The organism is Paenalcaligenes sp. GW821-LYS-B07-1, from assembly GCF_058803365.1.
In genome coordinates this window covers 1933351-1950820 of the sequence record NZ_CM179516.1, presented here as the reverse complement: position 1 = coordinate 1950820, position 17470 = coordinate 1933351, and the positions used below count along the sequence as shown (strand labels likewise).

The window sequence follows — 17470 nt, the reverse complement described above, 5'->3', positions numbered from 1 at the left end:
TAACTCTCAAGGGGATCGTATGCAGGTAGCTATTCTTCTAGTGCTTGTATGTGTTGCCGCATTCGTAGCGCCTATTTTGCTTTCTGCGGTGGTAGCGCTGCTAGCGCTAGTTCTTTGGAAAACCGGCAAAGCAAAAGCAGCAATGCAGATGGCGTTTATCGTGGCTGCGGCAGTGCTTACATATTGGGTGAGTACTATTACGGCGTTGATGCTGGCCACGTCTGATGCTTATGTTGTGGCTATAGCAGTAATTGGTGTAGCCGTAGTCGCATTTGGAATGTTTTGGGTTTTGTTTAGTAAGGTGGTGTTTACGCCTACCAAGTGTCAATCTATTGGTTAAGAGCCAGCAGCGTACGAATAACATCAGAGCGGGTGATCACACCAACCAGAACTTTCTCGCGTAATACGGCAATGAACTGCACATCATGCGATGCCAGTTCTTGCAAAAGATCACCCATAGGAGTGTCCTCTTGCACACTCATCTCAGGCATGCGCATCAGATCCTTGGCGGTTGCTTGTTCTTTAGATGATCTATTGCGCAGACGTTTCCACAGGGTTTGCTGCTTACGCGCATAATGGTCTTGCCAGAGCCAGTCGAACAGGTCGGCTCGCAGCACACGCCCAATCAATTCTCCCTGATCATCAATCACGGGTAAGCTTTTAATCAGATGACGATGAAATAGCTCAGCGACTTCTTCAAGCGGAGTCTCTACATTGATGGTTAGTAGGGTGGCGGACATCACCGTGCCACAGTTCACACTGGACATGCGGCGTTTGATTGCATCTTCTTCGGCGGCGGCAAGCAGATCACCTAAGTCTTCAGGGGTCAGGTTGTAGCTTTGCTCAAAGCGTTGTAGCAGTTGTTGAAGATCATCCTCGCTTAGCGCTAGGCGAGTGCTGGGGCGTTGATTTTTGGTTGCAGCGAAGGAGTGCTGCAGATAGCTACGACCGCAAGTGCGATGATAGATCACACCTACAGCGACTACAGCAGCCGAAAGCATTGTCACGGAGAGTAGCAGCAGGCAATCTACGGGTAAAAGCTGTTCTGCAGCTAACACCATCATCAAAGCAACAGCACCACCGGGCGGATGCAGGGCGCGCAGCAGAAGCATCAACGCTACCGCACCCGCTACGGCCAGTGTGGCCAAGAAGGTATGAGGCAGAAAGGGAAACGCCCAGAGTAGCAGTAAGGTATAAAGCGCGGATACGCTGTTACCAATAATGCAGTTCCACGGTTGTGCCAACGGACTGCTGGGCACAGCAAACACCAGCACTGCGCTGGCGCCTAGTGGGGCAAACAAAAACAGAAGGTGGGGGTGAGCATAATCGGCCAGCACTACCAGCAAGCAGGCGAGTGCAACGCCTAACCCAACTCCAATGCTGGAGCGTATCAGCTCCTTCCAAGAGGGACGTGAGGCCACTGGTCCCAATCGCTGCCACAGTGTTTGAATGAAGAGCATAAAGTTGGTTGTGGGCGAGCAAGTAAGATCACTGCCCACGGGATGTTGCATTTGGAAATAGGCTATTGTGCCAAAAAAACTATGGAGTGCAGAGTGGAATCGTAGGAGGCTCTGTCGTTAACTATGAGCCAGTTGTACGACGTACGTAACGCAAGCGTATCCAGGCAATCAGAATCCAGGCCATTAGCACAAAGCCAAAGTAGCCAAAAAATGGATAGACCGTGCCTACCAAGTTAATGAAACCAACTTTTGTGCCTATTAGGCCTAAGCCAGCGGCAACTGCCGTACCAATATTGAACTTAAGCGTGTTGGGAGTAAAAATTCGTGCTGAGAAAGAATATAAAACGCCCACCGATGTGGTAAGAATCATCGCAAAAATCACGATAGAGATCAGCGTACCTAACAGAGTGGATTGTTCAGTAGCTAACATCAACATAGGCAAAGCCGCTGACCCAATGGTATCAATACGTCCAAATACGCTTACGCTAATCAAAACAATCAACCCACCTAGCAGCAAACCACCCACCAGACCGCCCAGCAACGCATTGCGTTTAGATGTGGCTTGCGAACACGCAATCATCAGAAACGGTGCGCCCACCACCATGTTGTAAGACACATAGAGTAGGGCGGCTACTAGCCAATTACCTGCTCCTTGGGGTTTTGTGTTGGCAATAATATCCAGCTCTTCTAAAGGTAGGCTGCGTGTATTCAAACTGTAAATACACAGAAAAATCACCATCAACACCAATAGAGGAGTGATGCTACCAATAAAAGCTAAGACCCGGTTTACTCGCAAAAATACTATTAATACCGTGACCAACATCACCGCGATGCTGCCGTATTCTGCAGGTATTCCCCATTGCTGTTCCATCAACGAGCCGCCACCTGCAAACATCACCACGGCAATGGCATACATAAAGAAGGTGATCATGATGTCAGCTACAACTCCTAGTCGTGGCCCACAGATTAAATACAAACCTTCTTTAAAAGAATGCGATACCGACACTTGGCTTAACTCACCAACCGCCATTCCCAGTACAGCAAAACACAAGCCACTGATCACTCCACCCAGAAGTCCCCAATAGCCAAAACTACTAAAGAATTGCAATACCTCTTGCCCTGAAGCAAAACCAGCACCCACAACGACTCCTACAAAAGCCATTGCTATGCCTAGGATGTTTTTAATATTTGACATGCATTTTTCTCCGAGGAGTTAATTGTGATTGTTAGCGTAAGTGGAGGCGACTGAATGAGTGCTGTAGGTTAGGGATAATCTTCAGGCGTTTCGGAGTGTGGTAAAGGGAGACAAGGTTCTGCAAAAATACGTAGCTGGTAAGCATACCAATGCTAGTGCTTGAATGCCACCACCACCTTGCTGAGAGCTAAGACCCTAGACAATAAAGAAGACGCAGATTATTGGGATATATGACGTTGTTGATGGTTTAAGTTTTGTGTGTCAGGTATGTGGACATGTGTACGATTAGGTGAACAAGTACAGAGGAAAAGAGATAATCAGAAGTTTCTTATTTTTTTGGCGTGGTTTTCGAGCTATCTTCTGAATGCATGTTTTTTCATACTTAAGAGAATGAGAAAGCCTTACGTCACCATGGTTTATCTGAGCCTGGTGACGTTTTTTTTTATTGCTTGGTTGAGCAGTGTAACAAAACCCTGACCTAGTAATTTGCAACCAACCCTTCTTTACGCAAAGAGAAATAACGGTGGTTGAGATCTTGAGGGCTCTAATCCTCTCTTACCTGAAAACCAGATGCGTTTAATAACCGACTGATTTTTTCGGGGAGTAAGAGGAGTGTCAGGGTTTACACGTAGAGCAGAAGAACGTAGGCTGTTATAGAAATTCAATGCAGTATTCCATATCGTAAATATAAGAAGTACAGCCACGATGTATGACGTAACGTTAGAGGTTAGAGGCTTATGCTTTTAGTTCGGGAGCTATGAATGCCAAGGGGCAGTATGGATTCTGATTGGCAGGTTTTGAGTGAGTTTCAGCGCGTGCGGGACGTTGCACTTGCCACTACTGCCATAGAGCAGTTGGGTTGACCTGTGAGTCGGCTTTTATGGTTCAGGATTCCTACGTGAGAGGTGGGTTTTTCCTGAGTTGTTCTATTACTTAATCTAACGGTCATTGCCCGCTCTAGGCGGGCTGAAACTTAGTTTACGTGAGGAAAAGATTGCTATTTACTTGTCTTGGCTTGGCTTTTCAGTATTTTCTTTTTTCCACACATTGAATGCTTCAGTTTTTCCCACGAAGGGAGAAGAGGCGGGAGTCTGAGGCTCTTGGTCACCAATAGGAGGTTCGGTTGGTGGAGATGACTGATCTGCGTCATTGATCCGTTCTATTTCTGTAGGACGCTTATCCCGCGGGTCCGTTGTATCAGGATCAGAGCTTGAGGACATGAGTTGTGCAGGGAAGTGGGGGATTTCTGTTTGCCTTCCTGTGCTTTGGAGACTACGTGTCATACGGTACTCCTAAATATACTGACGCAGTAATTTTCAGAAAATCTGATCTTTAGCGGCGTCAGGTGCTTTAGGTATGAACCTGAAAGCACAACTTCATACTAGACTTGTTTTGAAAATACGCACCATCATATTTTGTAACTTATTCTGTTTTTGTAAATAACAGGAAAATAAGATTAATTTGATGTGTTTTATTGTTTTTTGAATGATTTTATGTGATGGGCACTGGATATTTTAACGCTTCCAATACAGCAGCCGCGCCATAAAGTGCAACGTCTACTGAGCGTAATAGGCGAGGGAGCCTTGCGTTCTGCTATATGTCTACGTCAGGCAGTTCCAGAGATTGGTAACACGTCAGAGCAAGCCAGAATATCACGTACTGATTCTGTGTTGCATCCCATTTGGAATTCGGTGTGCCGTGGGTGCGTGGTACAGGGAAGCTCTCTGTAAACCCTAAGTGTTTACACCCATGTGTCGATTGCTGCCGCTGGGTATGATGTTTGTAAAGTGTAAAAAACACTTCTTTGATGAAAGTGTCGACTATAAGGGGGGATCTTTATAGGAGATTGATTTGCATACATCAATTGCTAGATACGAGGAAGACCTTAGAGGGGTGGTTTTTAATTTTTTTCATTCAGATGAAAAAGTTTGGGGCTGGATTTCTAGGGGAAGCCTAGAGGAGCTTGCAGGAAGGGAGCTGAATTCTGATGATTGCCTATCAACATACTATGCATACAAAGAGAAAATCCAAAATTTAATATTAAATAAAAAAATAAAGAATGAGATAGAAACGTAAAGTTTTTATTTGATTGATGTTTTATATGGGAGCTAGGAAGCAGTGATTTACTAAACTATTTTGTATTGTTTTTTTAGTTACTGTTTTCCTACTTGTTTTTCATTGTTCAGACTCCGAGTTGGCCAATTGTTGAGGGCTGATGGTTTCAGTATCAAGGTCGCCAACCTCTCGTGCTTTTCAGCCCCGCCTTTGATGGGGTAGTCATCCATAGATAAGCTCCCGAATTTCGCCTGCGTCCATTGCATCGACAGTCTCTTTGGCTAGATCGCGAATGGATTTGTTGATCCGTTTACGCAGTGCGTCACGCACCTTTTCAGAATCAATAGACTCAAAAAAATCCCAGAGAAGGGGTTTAGGTGGATTCCTGGTGCGCCTCAGCGCAAAACCTAGACGAAACGGTTTGATTGCTTAGTGTCGCCAGTTTTAACGAGCTATTTGATGCGAAGTGTCCTATGCTGTAAGTGGCTTTCAGCAGTTTTACTGGTGCAGAGTTTTACTAATAAGGGTTGTAATGAACAAAAGCGATAAGGCGCCGAAGAAGGCGCGAGTACAAGGCTCAGGCCTTGTCCCGAACAAGTCAGGTTGGCCTGCACAACCGCCTAGCACTGGTATAAAAAGAGCAAATTTTGCTCATTCCCGTAAGCCAGTTAATCGGGGCTCAGGCAGGGGTAGATAGAGTAGTGTCAGGTGAGATTGTGTTGTTACAAACTATACCTATCTTTAACTGCTCATACATGACACTATGAATGCAGGGATATTTTTCCCTGATTATTTAGGATTTATATTGAAAACAGAAATCGGTATTGTGAAGTGGTTTAGTAACGAAAAAGGCTTCGGCTTTATTGCTCCAGAAGATGGGAGTAAAGACCTCTTCGCACACCATAGTGAAATCCAAGGTGATGGATATCACAAATCGCTTGATGAAAACCAACGGGTATCATACGTTGTTGGCCAAGGTCAAAAAGGGCCATGTGCTACAAGGATTCAAGCTGTCTAAACAGCTGTTCTTGCGTAACACAGCAAGAACATAAAAGAGCAAAGACCGGTAACTTTACAAAGTGCCGGTTTTTTTGTGCTTACTACTCAGAACACTGTTACAAAGTATAGGTGTACTTTGATGGCCCTAGGCCTCATAGTGGCTTAGTGCGTTAACACACAACTACAACAATCATAAAAAGGCCAGCACCCTCGCTCGCCTATAACTTTTACTACGCGTTCACTTTTTTCTACGCTACGCTTTTGGCAGCACCAGCTCCCGACCGCTCTCAATGATCAATATGAAAGAAGCGTTGGAGATCTTAATGATTTACCAAAAACTGAATCAGGGTGGCATGAGCCCCCTGCACGTATCCCCTTTGCTTGAACCTAAACAAACTGCTAAACAGCAAGAAGAACAAGCTCAAGAAAGGCGACTTACTGAAATCCGCCGTAACTTTGTCCGCAACCTCAAAAACAGGTTCCCAGGACTGCCCTACTAGTTAGCAAGTAAGAACAGCTTGCCACCAAGCCGCCTTTTTAGGCGGCTTTTGCTTGGTTCAGGTTTCTTGGCATTTCTCACCTGCCCAGCTAATGGGTGTTTTTCGCCAAGATTCACTCCAGCCCTTGGCGTCGTCCAGTCGAAGGATCGGCGAGTTTTCTTTTGAAACGAAAATGCCCGTTACGGTTGTGTTTTGGCAAACTCTATATCTTCAGCTGATTCTATATGTGCCATACGAGCCTCAAACTTGATAACAACCTCAGCCATAAGCTCTTCTTTTTGGCTGGTTCGTTCGTTTGCGTTACCTGTCACTCCATCTTTCCCTCCTTCCTCTGAGCGTGTAGCGAGTCGTTGGTGGCGATAAAGGTCACGGTATTTATCACGTAGCTTACGGCTGCGCTCAAGCATGCTTCGTAATTGTGGTTTGGTGAGCTTTTCTATTTCTGTAGGAGAGGACGCTACATCAAATAACTCTAGCTCTGTTGAGGTGAGAAGTTTTTTTACTATGGTTCTGTTGAGTGTCATCGGTAGTTCTCCGTCAGAATAGTATTGTGTTCCAGCATGAGGGAAGCTATCACCTTTAGAACTATATTACGTTAAGAGAAAAATAGGTTTTTAAAATGTAATGGATAGTGACGTATCCATTAATCAGGATTTAAGTCATTACCCCCAGCTCCCGACTGTCTTTAAACTCTATGTCTGGCTACATGCTCGGCAGGCTTAGCGAAGTTGCTGGAGAGTTGGCTGAGTACGGGGATGCTGCGAGAGTCTCTGGATTAACGTATGAAGTGTCTTTTGATTAGGTGGGGGGTGATAAAGGAAAAGCCCCGATAAGGGGCTTTGATGCGCTACTAAGACGACAAGATGTTTGAAATGAGTATCGTCTCAAGGGGGTTACTCAGCAAGCTTATTCATCAGGAGGCGATAGTTATTACAACCAGTTTTGTCACCGTTATCACAAGCTTGTTTGAAAAGCTCTTTTGCAGTGGCTTGGTTCTGAGCAACCCCCTGACCGATCATGTACATAACCCCTAGACTCAACTGAGCATCAACATCCCCTTGTTGGGCAGCTTTTTCGTACCACTCAAACGCTTTTGCGTCGTTTTGAGGAACTCCCCGACCTTGGTCGTACATAACCCCTAGACTAAACTGTGCTTGGGCAAGTCCTTGTTCAGCGGCTTTCTCGAACCACTCGCGTGCATTTTCGTAGTAGTTCATCCAGTAATAAAGTAGGCCTAGATTGTATTGTGCATTAGGGCTGCTTCTTTGTTCTGCTTCAAGTCGAATGCTTTTAAAAAAATCTTCATCTATAGCTCTAGACTCAGCGATAGAAAAAGAACTGACACCAAGAGAGAGTAGCAATAAGCAAACAAGTGAGAAGTTGCGTCCCTGTTTTTTCATTATTGATTCCAGAAGCACTGAACAGATATTCGACAAAGCCCGATCATAGCAATTTACGTGACGGAGTAAAGTGAGATTTAGTTCCAGGATGATAGGGGGCTGCCGCGTTCAGATAGGTATGGATCAGTGGGTTGGTGATGTTTTGCCGGTTTAGGATGCCCCTAAAAGTTCTGGGCAAGGCTGGTAGCTCTGAGCAACAAAAAAGCCGCAGATCATTGTGATATGCGGCTTTGCTTGGCAGTCCTAGGCACTGTTTGGAAGTGCTTTGGTAGGCGGTACTGGAGTCGAACCAGCGACCTCTACGATGTCAACGTAGCGCTCTAACCAACTGAGCTAACCGCCTAAAGAACGTAATAATACGACGGTTTTTGTAACGGCGTCAAGTGATGGGGGATTAATCATTCCCTCTTGACGCTAAGTGCCAGATTTCTGTGACTCTACCGGCAACCTATTTCGTACTTGTATAAGTTCTGCTGCAATGGCAACGGCTATTTCTGCGGGTGTGCGACTAGAGATAGGCAACCCAACAGGGCCGTGTAGTCTGTCTATATCTGCATCGGTTAGGTCAAAGAGTTTTAGTCTTTCTCGGCGTTTGGCTTGATTGGCTTTAGAGCCTAATGCTCCCACATAAAAGGCAGGCGAGATTAAGGCTTCTAATAAGGCCATATCGTCCAGTTTAGGGTCGTGGGTGAGGGCAACAATGGCAGTGCGGTGATTGACGTCCATTTCTACGATAGTGTCGTCAGGCATGGTGGTCACTAGCGTAGCGTAAGGCACGTCCCAGTCCGCAAAAAAATCTTGGCGGGGGTCGCACACAGTGACATGAAAGTCGAGGGCGTTGGCGATGGCACAAAGGGTGCGAGCAGTCTGGTTGGCACCTATGATCAGTAAGTGCCAGTGCGGGCCGTAGACGCTTTGAAAGTGTGTGTCACTCAATACAGTCTGCATCTCCGGGGTGGCGGGTGCTAACTGGTAGGAGCCATCACTTAAGTTGACGCTGCGCAGTAGTAAATGGTGCTGGCGTATCGCCTCTAAGACCTTATCCAACCATTGTGTGTCGGCGATGGGTTCTACCATGAGCTTTAATGTACCGCCGCAGGGCAGGCCAAAGCGTGCGGCTTCGGCTTGGGATACACCGTATATCAAGGGGGCTGGTTTGGTACCCAGTTCGTTGCTTTTGGCTTTGCGGATTAGGTCGTCTTCTATGCAGCCGCCCGAGACTGATCCTATTAGCCTGCCGTCTTCACGTACGACTAGCATGGCTCCGGCTTGGCGAGGTGCAGATCCCCAGGTTTGCACCACCGTAACGAGGTGCACAGTATGGCCTGCCATGACCCAATCGTGGGCGTGTTGTAGTACGTCTAGGTCCATGGCGTTCATGCGTGGCTCCGCAAAAAAGAGTGAAGAGTAGGGTGTTGCAAGTCGTCGGGTTCATCAATGTCAAAACATACGCCGGCATCATCACAAGGCAGTAATTGAATGCCGTGGCGTTGTAGTAGGCTGCGTGCGCCTTCGTCTCCGGATAGGGTGGCCAGTTCCGGGAGTAAAGGCCATTGAAAGCCTACTGGGTGCCCACGTTGTCCTTGATAGAGGGGGGCAGCAATGGGGTAAGTTTGCAATGCTTGTTGTACTTGCTGAAAACATTGTCTAGAAATACACGGCATATCAGCCAAAGCAACTAGAGCAGTTGCAGCAGGGGCTTGGGCATAGTGCTGTAAGGCAGCGCGTGCAGCATCGGCAAGGCTGGCTCCCATGCCGGTATGTGCAAGTTCGCTTTCTACGATGGTACAGTTGGGTTGTGCTAGCTGCTCATACAACTCGGTGCTGTCTGGGCGTATGACGACGATGACGTGATCTACGGCTTGTCGTAAGTTGTACAGGCTAGTCGCTGCGACGCTCCGCTGGTTCGCCAAAGGGGCGAGCAGTTTATTGCCCTGAGGTTGCAGCGCTTGAAAGCGACGACCATATCCAGCAGCTAACAATATACCTAACTGATGCATAGAGAAGAGTGCTGCACTGGTTTTTTACCAGTGCAGCAAGAGTGAAGGGTTAATGAAAGGCGCGTGAGATTTGTTGTACTTGGTCGGTGGTGACGGCAGTGGCTTGGCCGCCCCATTCAGCACGCATCCACGTAGACAGATCAGCGATTTCTTCATCGCTAAGCTCATGAGCAAACGGAGGCATAGCGTACATGCGCTGATTGCCCGTGAATGTCTGGGTAGGAATACCGTTTAACACGACGCGAATCAGGTTTTGAGCACTGTCCATCGCCAATGTGGCATTGCCGTACATGGCAGGCGCTACATTAGGAATACCTTCACCTTTACTACCGTGGCAACCCGCACAAGCAGCTAAGTAGGTGCGTCTGCCGATGGCCATATTGCTGTCAGCAGCGGGGTTCTCAGCCTCAGGTAAGGGCGTTGGAGCCGATGCTGCAGGAGGAATTGAACCGTTAGCATCCGTGAGCAAGTAGGTAGCAACTGCTTCTACGTCGTCTACTTTCATCGCGCTAGTCGAGAAGTGCGTGACTGTATGCATGTCCGCAAAAGAGGTGCCTTGCGGTGCAATGCCAGTGCTTAAGTACTGTGTGAGCGTGGCTACATCAAAGCCATGCTTAGCTAAGGAGCTAGCCGTGATGTTAGGAATAGCCCAGCCATTGATCTCACCACCTTGTAAGTCACGTGAGAAATCTACACCCATCATAAAGTTCTGCGGGGTGTGACAGCTTGCACAGTGGCCTACACCTTGCACCAAGTACGCACCACGTAACCATTGTGCTGAACGCTCTGGGTTCTCGGGGACACTACGATCAGGGAAGTTCAACAGATTCCAGAAGTTCATGAACGGGCGCACTGGCAACGAGAAAGCACCACTATTGCTTTTGTTGGGTACAGCAATAGGCGGAATGCTCATCAAGTAGGCATACAGTGCATCAATATCTTCGGGCGTTGTAATGTGCGTGAAGATGTACGGCATAGCAGGGTACAAGTTGCCTTTGGGGGCAACGCCATCCTTCAGTGCGCGGTGGAAATCCGCACGTGTGTACTTGCCTATACCGTAGGTGGGGTCAGGGGTGATGTTGGTGGAGTACAGGGTACCAAAGGGCGTGCCAATGGCCACACCGCCTGCGGCTTTAGGGCCTTGCGGTTGGGAGTGACAGCCAAAACAGTCACCCGCCATAGCTAGCTCGCGCCCACGAGGGATTAACTGCTGCATCTCGTCAGCGCTGAGTGGTTTATCGACGCCGGGGGCAACGCTGGTGCTGCGAAACGCACCTAGCAAGATGGCGATACAGACCACCACAGCCACCAGAATCACGGTAATGATTACTTTACGTAGCATGTTGCCTCCTTAGTCGATCACACAGCCAGGCGTTGCTAGGGCAACTTCCTTGACGGCTTCGTAGTAACGTACATAGCCTGTGCAACGACAGATGTGGTCGTTTAAGGCTTCTTCGATGGCACTTTCCAGATTGACGCGTTGTACGGGTTTACGTTTGAGACCATCTAAAAACACCGTGGCCCCAGCCACAAAACCGGGTGTGCAGTAGCCACACTGGAACGAAAAGTGATCGATAAAGGCTTGCTGTACCGGTGTTAAGGCTTCTACCTTACCCAGTTTGTCGTATTTGGCTTGGCCTTCAATAGTCGTGATGGACTTGTTATTGAAGTAGTGGGCACTAAACACACAGGTACGGCTTTCTGTTGTGGAGCCATCTGGGTGGTTTTCTACGATGGTACAGGCATGACAAATGCCTTGGCCGCAACCAAAGCGGGTGCCAGTGAGGTTCAAGTGCTCATGCAGAAAGTCGATCATGGGCATATCCAGTGGAACATCCACTGGACCAATGGTTTTGCCGTTGATCGTGAGCGTGAGAGGTTGTTTTTCTAAGCTCATGCTAAGGCTTCCTTGATTTTTTCTGCGGTGATGGGGAGTTCGTAAAAACGTTTGCCTGTAGCGTGTGCTACGGCATTGCCAATGGCCGATACCACAGGGATCATGACCACTTCAGCCATCCCTTTAGGTGGTGAAGTCTCAGACAGTGGGGGCAGATAATCCACGGTCTGGTTCCAGACCGCAACGTTTTTAGCGCGAGGAAGTGTGTAGCGATTGAAGTTCCATGTACCGTTACCGGGGCCATCTTCATATAGTGGCAATTCTTCCATCAGAGCATGACCTATACCCATGGCCGTACCGCCTTGCTGCTGGCCAGAAACCAGCGCTTGCACAACAACTTTGCCAGGGTCTAGCAGATTATGCAGGCGCATGATTTCTACATCACCAGTGAAGGTGTTGACGTTAAGCTCCACCAAACAGGCTGCAGGCGTGTAAGTAGTGACGCCCGCATTGTTGCGTTGTACGGGCGGGTAGTCGATTTTGCTACGTTTGATGAAGTCGTAGCCACCGGTAGTCATGCGTTGTTTCAAGGACTCGGAGGCGCCTTCACCGTAGCGCACTGCTAAGGCATCTAACGGAAGGGTACGTTCGCCAGCGCCAGGGATATCAAAACTGCCTTTGGCCCATTCCCAACGGCTGAAACAGTGCAAAGCAACGCCGGTAATGAGCCCCATTTCGTGGGCTTTTTTAGCGAGTTGTGCAAAGGGTATGGGCGTCATGCCCGCACCACCAATACCTCCGGGGTAGGCACGTAAGTCAGACAAGGCTACATCACCAGGGGCCATTTCACCGCCACCGGGACCGTCGCTCCAGATAGCTTTGGCGGCTGGCCATAAGCTGTGCTCTAACAAGAAGTTAGCTGCTTGACGGGTGCCGAAGCCGATGAAGTACACACTATTGGAAGCGCTCATGGCAGGCAGCATGAAAGGCACCCAGAATGGGTTGGCGGCGAGCTTATCTTGTTCTTCCTGTGTGGTGGTGTAGGGCGACCAGTTACTGACTAAGGGAAGTTGTGCGAACTCAGTGACGCCAAACTCTACCGTTTCAGGTGCCTGGCCCAGCATTTGCTGGATCATGACCTGCTGGGCGGTGGTGGCACCAGTACCAATCTCTTGCAAGCAATGTCGCATGGTGATGTTGCCATCAGCATCAAACTCTAGCACTAAGGCACTGGTGTCAGCGCCGGTACCGTAGTCTTTTTGTACTTGAGCAAAGCCTACGCCATAGCTTCTGCCAGGGTTGGCTGCATCGTATTCTGCTTTGGCTTTGTCCTTGTTCACCCACATAGGATGCTTGATTGCGATATCCAACATTTCCACTAAGCGTGGTTCTCCCAATTGCACAGCACCTTGTGTATTAGGGTAGTTGGGTAACAGAGCATTGCGTTTACGCAGTTCAATCGCATCTATGTTGAGTTCAGAGGCTAACTCGTCTACCAGTAGCTCAGTCATGGTCATGGTTTGGATGGTGCCGTAACCACGCATAGAACCTGCTTCGACTGCACGGCTTGAGAGTGCGGTGCTGGCTAAGTCAGATTTTGGGAAATAGTAAATAGATTGAGCGGCTGTTGCACCTACCTGAGCCACAGAGAACGAGAAGTTAGCGCGTCCGCCGCCATCACAGGTGTAATCACCCTTCAGGATTTCAAATTGTCCCGTTTTTCGGTCAGCGGTAATGCTCACGTTCATATCAAACGCGTGGCGTTTAATACCCATCTGGAACTGTTCGTAACGGTCATTGGCCAAGCGTACAGGCAGGCCATCGCCGTAAAAACAGGCAGCAATCACATAGAAGGGGAAAATAGAGTGGTCTTTAGAGCCATAACCAACGGTGGTGCCCGTTAGTATTTCAATATGCTCTACGGGGAAGCGTTTGTTGTCTTTCACCATGAAGGCTGCCACGCGCGCTACTTCATAGGGGGACTGTGCTGCTGCCAAGATATGCAGGGTACGTGTTTCAGCATCATACCAAGCGTTACCGTTATCGGGTTCCATCGCAGACGGGTCTATGGATTGCGAATAACCATGACGCTCAATCACAATTTTGTTTGGATCGTGACGTGCGGCTTCGATGTCAGCGGCGATGAGTGCAGCAGCTTCCATGCCGCGTTGCATGGGCTTGTAGGTTTCTTGTGCGACTTGTTGTGGATCGCGATTGCCGGTACCACCGCCTCGGTGTTTATGCATGACGGATTGCGGTACAAAAACACCGTCCGGGTCAGCGGGAGGCCATACCGGTGTTGTTCCATCAAAACTTCCCCAAATCACGGCATCTTGAATAGGGGAGAACTCAGGTTCACCAGTAGGGGAGTCTCCACCAATACGTACATAACGTGCTGCACCAAAGTTGGGTGGTGGATTAGGGCCAGTAGTTTTGCCATAAAGCACAAACTCAGTGTCAAAACGCAGTTGGCGTTTGGCGGCCTCGAATTTGTCAAAATCGTGATAGACCAAAAGGGCGACAGGGTGGCCCAGCATGGTGGGAGTGGTGCCTTTGGGTGTCAGGAAGCTTTGCCCGTAGAAGTCAGGGCCTAGGTCGGCGGGTTTAGGCACGTGTATGCCATCGCGCTCTAGGTCTTCATGAAAAAGCAGTCTATCAGGCTGTAAGTCATCACTTAGCCTGTCTAGTGCCAGGCCTTCAAAGGTTTTATCGGCTTGTGTGGCTTTAACAAAAAAAGCATGTGCTTGTTGTTTAGGCCAACCGGGTAGGTTCATGGCGCGGAAGTCACGCGCAAAGACTTTTTGACCGGTAACTTTACGTATAGCATCCCAGCGATAACGAGCTTGTCCATCGTTGCTCATCCAGCCTGATGCGCCAAGGCCTGAATGTACTTCTATTGCGTGTGCAAAGGGCAGGCGTGCCAAAGTAACCGTGATGCCAGCAAACGTGCCTAGTTTGATGAAGTCACGGCGGGTAAATCCTGATGCCATAGGTATCTCCCTGTGTAGAGTTTTGATTTGCTGCTTGCATTTTTGTAGTTATGAAAGAGCGGAATCATCGCTCTTTCAGCCATACTTATAGTATGCAAAAGCCATGTCTATTCCCAATTTGCTTGCAAAGCTTTACTAAAAATTTTTAATGGTGTCAGAGCTTGTTGTGTTTATGCCGCATAGAATCCAAGCTTTGTGAATTGCGGCCTCTAAATCGTTGCGGGGAGAGCAATAGTTTTCATGCTTGTTAAACTTGATGCTAAAATCAAACCGTATTCTTATTGATGATTAGTTATTGGAAAAATATTATGCCCACAACGCGAACTACTACCTGGCCCAACTAGCCGTAGCCGCATTGTGTTCATACGCTGATAACATCAGACCAAATACCGAAACGCGGCTTGTATGCCGCGTTTTTTGTTTTAGGAAGCATTTATGATTCAAATCACCTTACCTGATGGTTCGAAACGAGAGTTCGAAAATCCGGTTTCTATTAACGATATTGCCTACTCTATTGGCACCGGACTGGGGCGCGCAGCACTGGCCGGTAAGGTGACGTTTGATGGCGCAGAGCCAGAACTGGTAGACACTAGTTTCGTGATCGATAAAGATGCTCAGTTGGCGATTGTGACTGCCAAAGACGCAGACGGTTTGGATGTGATTCGTCACTCCACCGCCCACTTGCTGGCGTATGCAGTAAAAGAACTGTTCCCTGAAGCACAGGTCACTATTGGGCCTGTGATTGACAACGGTTTTTACTACGACTTTTCCTACAAACGTCCCTTCACACCAGAAGACTTGCAAGCCATCGAGAAAAAAATGGCTGAGCTAGCAAAGCTAGACGAGCAAGTGGTACGTGAAGAATGGGAACGCGATAAAGCGGTGGATTTCTTCCGCAGCATTGGCGAAGAGTACAAAGCCGAGATTATTGCTTCTATTCCAGCCAACCAAACTATTTCGCTGTACCGCGAAGGCAAGTTTGTAGACTTGTGTCGTGGCCCTCATGTGCCTTCCACTGGCAAGCTGAAAGTGTTCAAGCTGATGAAGGTGGCGGGTGCTTATTGGCGTGGCGACAGCAAAAACGAAATGCTGCAGCGTATTTACGGTACCGCATGGGCAAGCAAAGACGAGCAAGCCGCTTATCTGCACATGCTGGAAGAAGCTGAAAAACGTGATCACCGTCGCTTGGGCCGTGAGCTTGATCTGTTCCACTTCCAAGATGAAGCGCCAGGCCTGATTTTCTGGCACCCCAAGGGTTGGGTAATTTGGCAGCAAGTAGAACAGTTTATGCGTCAGGTATACCGTGACAACGGCTACCAAGAAGTAAAAGCACCGCAAATCTTAGATTTGTCCATGTGGAAGAAAACTGGCCACTGGGATAACTACAGCGACAACATGTTCACCACAGAGTCTGAGAGCCGTATGTACGGTTTGAAGCCTATGAACTGTCCTGGTCACGTACAGATTTTCAACGCTAATTTGCACTCTTACCGTGAATTACCTATTCGTTACGGTGAGTTTGGTCAGTGCCACCGCAATGAACCTTCTGGCGCGTTGCACGGCATGATGCGTGTGCGTGGTTTTACGCAAGATGATGGCCACATTTTCTGTACTGAAGATCAGTTGCAAGAAGAGTGTGCAAACTTCACTGCGTTGCTGCAGCAGGTATACAAAGAGTTCGGTTTTACCGAGATTCTGTACAAAGTGGCTACACGTCCTGAAAAACGTATTGGTAGTGACGATGTGTGGGATAAATCCGAAGCAGCGCTGATGGAAAGTCTGCGCCGTACAGGGTGTGAGTTCACTGTTGCTGAAGGCGATGGCGCATTCTACGGCCCTAAAATTGAATACACACTAAAAGACGCTATTGGTCGTCATTGGCAGTGCGGTACCATTCAGGTGGACTTCTCCATGCCTCAGCGCTTAGGTGCTGAATATGTGGATGCGCAAGATCAGCGTCGTACGCCAGTAATGCTGCACCGAGCTATTTTGGGGTCTTTTGAACGTTTTATCGGAATGTTGATCGAAAACTATGCAGGTGCATTGCCAGCATGGTTGTCGCCACAGCAAGCCGTGGTGTGTTGTATTGCAGAATCGTCAGCTGATTATGCGCAGGCTGTTGCGCAAAAGCTGGTTAAACTGGGCATGCGTGTAACTGCCGATTTGCGTGGTGAAAAAATCACTCGTAAAATCCGAGAACACAGTATGCAGAAAGTCCCTTATATACTTGTGGTAGGGGACAAAGAAGCGGAAGCAGGTTCAGTCGCCGTGCGTGGTCGTGGTGGTGTGGATCTGGGCGTAATGTCCTTGGATGACTTTGCCCAACGCTTACAAGATGAAATCGAAAGCCGTCAGTAAGTGACTGCGGCTATTTATACTTAATTTTTTGGGAGTTCTAGATATCGCAACCGAAAGAAAACATCGCATCAACGGAGAAATCCGTATCCCTGAGGTGCGACTCATTGGAATTGAGGGTGAACAATTAGGGGTTGTTAAAGTAGCCGACGCGCTGGATATGGCCGAGGAACACGATGTTGATTTGGTCGAGATCGCTCCGCAGGCTGAGCCGCCCGTATGCCGGTTGATGGACTATGGTAAGTTCCGTTATCAGGAACAGAAACGCCAACAAGAGGCGCGTTCTAAACAGAAAATAGTCCAGATTAAGGAAGTAAAATTCCGCCCCGGTACGGATGATGGCGACTTTAACGTCAAGCTGCGTAACGTTCGACGCTTTATCGAAGATGGGGACAAGGTCAAGGTTTCTTTGCGATTCCGTGGTCGTGAGATGGCTCACCAAGAGCTGGGTATGCGCGTGTTGGAACGCGTGCGTGACGAAGTAGAGGAAATCTGCCAAGTTGAATCCATGCCTAAACTGGAAGGTCGTCAGATGATTATGGTCTTGGCACCTAAAAAGAAGGCAGTGTAAGCTGATCTAGCTTAACTGTCCGTCAGTGTAATGCTGATTTTTGCGGCCTGAGTCGCGGCAATAAGCCCTTCATGACTTTGCTTCATGAAGGGCTTTGTTTCAGAGTTG

The 17470-nt window shown here is 48.3% G+C and carries 16 protein-coding genes and 1 tRNA gene; 6 read left to right on the top strand and 11 right to left on the bottom strand.

Features of this window, described 5'->3' with window-relative positions; genetic code table 11:
• The first annotated feature begins 19 nt into the window (after positions 1-19).
• Positions 20-340 (top strand): hypothetical protein, encoded by a 321-nt coding sequence (locus tag AC3QL0_RS09255; protein WP_493008218.1) that lies wholly within the window; start codon positions 20-22, stop codon positions 338-340.
• Here AC3QL0_RS09255 and AC3QL0_RS09250 read toward each other — a convergent pair.
• The 3 genes from AC3QL0_RS09250 to AC3QL0_RS09240 all read right to left on the bottom strand — a co-directional run bounded on the left by AC3QL0_RS09250 (position 330) and on the right by AC3QL0_RS09240 (position 3938).
• The gene (locus AC3QL0_RS09250) at positions 330-1511 is read right to left on the bottom strand and encodes an HPP family protein (RefSeq protein ID WP_493008217.1); all 1182 of its coding nucleotides are present in this window, start codon (positions 1509-1511) and stop codon (positions 330-332) included. The genes AC3QL0_RS09255 and AC3QL0_RS09250 overlap by 11 nt on opposite strands.
• Before the next feature lie 70 nt (positions 1512-1581).
• A complete protein-coding gene (locus tag AC3QL0_RS09245) occupies positions 1582-2655 on the bottom strand; it encodes a YkvI family membrane protein (RefSeq protein WP_493008216.1) in 1074 nt (357 codons plus the stop codon).
• A 1001-nt stretch (positions 2656-3656) separates the two neighbouring features.
• A complete protein-coding gene (locus tag AC3QL0_RS09240) occupies positions 3657-3938 on the bottom strand; it encodes a hypothetical protein (protein WP_493008215.1) in 282 nt (93 codons plus the stop codon).
• A gap of 568 nt (positions 3939-4506) precedes the next feature.
• Between AC3QL0_RS09240 and AC3QL0_RS09235 the strand changes: the two genes are divergently transcribed.
• The 3 genes from AC3QL0_RS09235 (at position 4507) to AC3QL0_RS09225 (ending at position 6209) form a co-directional block, all read left to right on the top strand.
• Positions 4507-4731 carry a hypothetical protein gene (locus tag AC3QL0_RS09235; protein WP_493008214.1) on the top strand — a complete coding sequence of 75 codons (225 nt, stop codon included), beginning with the start codon at positions 4507-4509 and terminating at the stop codon, positions 4729-4731.
• A 784-nt stretch (positions 4732-5515) separates the two neighbouring features.
• Positions 5516-5728, top strand: coding sequence for a cold-shock protein (locus AC3QL0_RS09230; protein ID WP_493010969.1), 213 nt, complete (start codon positions 5516-5518; stop codon positions 5726-5728).
• 280 nt (positions 5729-6008) lie between these two features.
• Positions 6009-6209: a hypothetical protein gene (locus AC3QL0_RS09225; RefSeq protein ID WP_493008213.1), complete on the top strand. Its 201-nt coding sequence runs from the start codon at positions 6009-6011 to the stop codon at positions 6207-6209.
• Between the two features lie 179 nt (positions 6210-6388).
• On the opposite strand, the gene AC3QL0_RS09220 is transcribed toward AC3QL0_RS09225, so the two are convergent.
• The 8 genes from AC3QL0_RS09220 to AC3QL0_RS09185 all read right to left on the bottom strand — a co-directional run bounded on the left by AC3QL0_RS09220 (position 6389) and on the right by AC3QL0_RS09185 (position 14436).
• Positions 6389-6733, bottom strand: a complete 345-nt coding sequence (locus AC3QL0_RS09220; protein ID WP_493008212.1) for a hypothetical protein — start codon at positions 6731-6733, stop codon at positions 6389-6391.
• 369 nt (positions 6734-7102) lie between these two features.
• Positions 7103-7609 (bottom strand): tetratricopeptide repeat protein, encoded by a 507-nt coding sequence (locus AC3QL0_RS09215; protein WP_493008211.1) that lies wholly within the window; start codon positions 7607-7609, stop codon positions 7103-7105.
• Positions 7610-7875: 266 nt separating this feature from the next.
• A tRNA-Val gene (locus AC3QL0_RS09210) sits at positions 7876-7952 on the bottom strand.
• Between the two features lie 71 nt (positions 7953-8023).
• Positions 8024-8989: an XdhC family protein gene (locus AC3QL0_RS09205; RefSeq protein ID WP_493008210.1), complete on the bottom strand. Its 966-nt coding sequence runs from the start codon at positions 8987-8989 to the stop codon at positions 8024-8026.
• Positions 8986-9609 carry a nucleotidyltransferase family protein gene (locus tag AC3QL0_RS09200; protein ID WP_493008209.1) on the bottom strand — a complete coding sequence of 208 codons (624 nt, stop codon included), beginning with the start codon at positions 9607-9609 and terminating at the stop codon, positions 8986-8988. The genes AC3QL0_RS09205 and AC3QL0_RS09200 overlap by 4 nt, the downstream gene beginning before the upstream one ends.
• A 49-nt stretch (positions 9610-9658) precedes the next feature.
• The gene (locus tag AC3QL0_RS09195) at positions 9659-10951 is read right to left on the bottom strand and encodes a cytochrome c (protein ID WP_493008208.1); all 1293 of its coding nucleotides are present in this window, start codon (positions 10949-10951) and stop codon (positions 9659-9661) included.
• Between the two features lie 9 nt (positions 10952-10960).
• Complete coding sequence (locus AC3QL0_RS09190; protein WP_493008207.1) at positions 10961-11506, bottom strand: (2Fe-2S)-binding protein; 546 nt, start codon at positions 11504-11506, stop codon at positions 10961-10963.
• Positions 11503-14436 (bottom strand): xanthine dehydrogenase family protein molybdopterin-binding subunit, encoded by a 2934-nt coding sequence (locus AC3QL0_RS09185; RefSeq protein WP_493008206.1) that lies wholly within the window; start codon positions 14434-14436, stop codon positions 11503-11505. The genes AC3QL0_RS09190 and AC3QL0_RS09185 overlap by 4 nt, the downstream gene beginning before the upstream one ends.
• 435 nt (positions 14437-14871) lie before the next feature.
• On the opposite strand from AC3QL0_RS09185, the gene thrS reads away from it, so the two are divergent.
• Together thrS and infC are read left to right on the top strand one after the other, a co-directional pair.
• Positions 14872-16794, top strand: a complete 1923-nt coding sequence (gene thrS / locus AC3QL0_RS09180) for a threonine--tRNA ligase (RefSeq protein ID WP_493008205.1) — start codon at positions 14872-14874, stop codon at positions 16792-16794.
• A gap of 28 nt (positions 16795-16822) precedes the next feature.
• Positions 16823-17362 (top strand): translation initiation factor IF-3, encoded by a 540-nt coding sequence (gene infC / locus AC3QL0_RS09175; RefSeq protein WP_493008204.1) that lies wholly within the window; start codon positions 16823-16825, stop codon positions 17360-17362.
• The last annotated feature ends 108 nt before the right edge of the window (positions 17363-17470 follow it).

Bases quoted from the DNA above. Each gene is read 5' to 3' on its own strand.
- thrS (WP_493008205.1), top strand. From the start codon at position 14,872: ATGATTCAAATCACCTTACCTGATGGTTCGAAACGAGAGTTCGAAAAT.
- AC3QL0_RS09205 (WP_493008210.1), bottom strand. From the start codon at position 8,989: ATGAACGCCATGGACCTAGACGTACTACAACACGCCCACGATTGGGTC.
- AC3QL0_RS09255 (WP_493008218.1), top strand. From the start codon at position 20: ATGCAGGTAGCTATTCTTCTAGTGCTTGTATGTGTTGCCGCATTCGTA.
- AC3QL0_RS09215 (WP_493008211.1), bottom strand. From the start codon at position 7,609: ATGAAAAAACAGGGACGCAACTTCTCACTTGTTTGCTTATTGCTACTC.
- AC3QL0_RS09245 (WP_493008216.1), bottom strand. From the start codon at position 2,655: ATGTCAAATATTAAAAACATCCTAGGCATAGCAATGGCTTTTGTAGGA.
- AC3QL0_RS09185 (WP_493008206.1), bottom strand. From the start codon at position 14,436: ATGGCATCAGGATTTACCCGCCGTGACTTCATCAAACTAGGCACGTTT.
- AC3QL0_RS09225 (WP_493008213.1), top strand. From the start codon at position 6,009: ATGAAAGAAGCGTTGGAGATCTTAATGATTTACCAAAAACTGAATCAG.
- AC3QL0_RS09200 (WP_493008209.1), bottom strand. From the start codon at position 9,609: ATGCATCAGTTAGGTATATTGTTAGCTGCTGGATATGGTCGTCGCTTT.
- AC3QL0_RS09190 (WP_493008207.1), bottom strand. From the start codon at position 11,506: ATGAGCTTAGAAAAACAACCTCTCACGCTCACGATCAACGGCAAAACC.
- AC3QL0_RS09240 (WP_493008215.1), bottom strand. From the start codon at position 3,938: ATGACACGTAGTCTCCAAAGCACAGGAAGGCAAACAGAAATCCCCCAC.
- AC3QL0_RS09250 (WP_493008217.1), bottom strand. From the start codon at position 1,511: ATGCAACATCCCGTGGGCAGTGATCTTACTTGCTCGCCCACAACCAAC.
- AC3QL0_RS09220 (WP_493008212.1), bottom strand. From the start codon at position 6,733: ATGACACTCAACAGAACCATAGTAAAAAAACTTCTCACCTCAACAGAG.
- AC3QL0_RS09195 (WP_493008208.1), bottom strand. From the start codon at position 10,951: ATGCTACGTAAAGTAATCATTACCGTGATTCTGGTGGCTGTGGTGGTC.